Here is an 801-nt window from a genome sequence, read left to right on the forward strand (position 1 = left end):
ATTGAGGCCAAGAACAGTGAACTTAAGCATAGACACGGGTACGACGTTGCGTCCTCCTCGGGTCTGGTTGGCATGGAGATTCAGGGGGCAATGGCGATATTTGCGGTTAATTTAAAGCGAATACTGATGCTTATGGGTTGAAAATGCTCGCCTCCAGTGGGACAGTAAGCAAAAAAATACGATTTTCATTCGTGAAATCTGAATGAAAATCGTATTTTTTGATGTGTTCACTTTCGGTTACATACAAAAGCCGTGTTTTTCAGTGGCCTCGTGATACCAGTACACTACTTTTATCAATTTGAGCGTGCGTACAATTGAAAAATATGATGATTTGTAACGGTAAACCGTAACGAGTCTAACTTCATCGAGTACGTATACAACTTCGACGACCAATTGGTAAAACGCAGGGAAGCATCCAGCGGCGCGGAAGAAGCCTATATGTACAACGACGACGGCACCTTGAAGACGGCGGTCAACGCGCATGTGCGGTATGACTATACCTATACGCCGGATGGCAAGCTGACGGCGAAGTATATGAGCGAGTCTAAGAACGGGACCCATCGCAAGAGCGAAGGGAGCCGGCCGAAATGGTTCCAGGGCACGCAGTCCGGGCAAGGTGCGGATGGAGCGAGCGGACGAGGCGGACAGCAATGGCCAAGCGATCTGAACGATCTGGCGCGCGTAAAGTGCTGGAATATCAGTATGACGCAGATGGAAATATGGCCGGACTAACCGATGCTGCGGGCAGACATACGGAATACCGCTATGATAAAATAGGCCGTATCGAGGAAGTGCTGCAGG

Annotated in this window: 1 protein-coding gene; it reads left to right on the forward strand. The window is 49.2% G+C overall.

The annotated features are described in order from the left end of the window. Positions 1 to 393 precede the first annotated feature (393 nt). Positions 394 to 732: a hypothetical protein gene (locus M3650_RS31155; RefSeq protein ID WP_251580224.1), complete on the forward strand. Its 339-nt coding sequence runs from the start codon at positions 394 to 396 to the stop codon at positions 730 to 732. Positions 733 to 801 lie beyond the last annotated feature (69 nt).

The organism is Paenibacillus sp. MER TA 81-3, assembly GCF_023713585.1.
Classification (GTDB): Bacteria; Bacillota; Bacilli; order Paenibacillales; family Paenibacillaceae; genus Paenibacillus_B; species Paenibacillus_B profundus.